This is a genomic window from Nonomuraea lactucae, assembly GCF_003313395.1.
GTDB classification, from domain to species: Bacteria; Actinomycetota; Actinomycetes; order Streptosporangiales; family Streptosporangiaceae; genus Nonomuraea; species Nonomuraea lactucae.
The window spans coordinates 1-805 of record NZ_QNFZ01000372.1 but is presented as its reverse complement, the minus strand read 5'-3'; the positions used below and the strand labels follow the sequence as shown (position 1 = coordinate 805).

Sequence of the window (805 nt, the reverse complement as noted above, 5' to 3'; positions counted from 1 at the left end):
GGCGCGGTGCCGTCGCCGGGGCCGGTGCGCTCGGCCAGCAGGCCGGCCACGCACAGTCCCTCCCCGGCGCCGCCGCGGAACGGGTTGTCGCGGATCGCCGTCTCCAGGCCGGTCTCCGGTCCTTCGGCGCCCACTGACACCCAGGCGAAGTCGCGCAGGATCGCGAACTCCGGGTGCTCGGCCCGCAGCCAGCCCGCCGGCCCGGCGGCCAGCAGCCGGGCCGCCCGCACACCGAGACGCATCTCGCCGCGCAGGTTGTTGCGGCGGGAGTTGGTGATGCGCATGCCGAGAGAGAGCTTGAGCATCACCTCGGCGTCCGGGCGGTGCACCGTGCGCACCGACGACGTCGCGTGCCACACCGGGCCGGCCGGGCCGAGCGGGCGCAGCAGGCCCGCCTCCACGAGGGCGGCCACCTCGGGGCGGCGCAGCACCTCGCGCGCCTGCCACGGGTGGGCGGGTACGGGGATCGCGCCGTCGGGCAGGTCGAGCCCCGCGGCGATCCGGCGGCACAGCTCGACCGGCACCCGGCCATCGCCCGTGCTTCCCCTCGTGCCTCCCTCTGTGCTTTCGTCTGCGCTGCCGCCCACCACGATGGCGGGGTCCGCGGCGAACCAGTGCAGCCGGAACGAGCCGCGCAGCTCGGGCGAGTAGTCGTCGAGCTCGCCGCCGGACGCCTCCTCGCGGCTCTTCGGCGCGGGATGGAACGGATGCCCCAGCAGGAGCGCCTGCTCGGCGTCGAGGAACGGGGTCGCCCCCCGCGCGCCGGGCCCCTCGGCCCGCCGCCGGGCGAGGTGCGCGGCGGTGC

The 805-nt window shown here is 77.4% G+C and carries 1 protein-coding gene; it reads right to left on the bottom strand.

Annotated features, from left to right (window positions below; genetic code table 11):
- Positions 1 to 805: IucA/IucC family protein (locus DQW85_RS22030; protein WP_205315306.1), on the bottom strand; the 805-nt coding region annotated here is incomplete at both ends.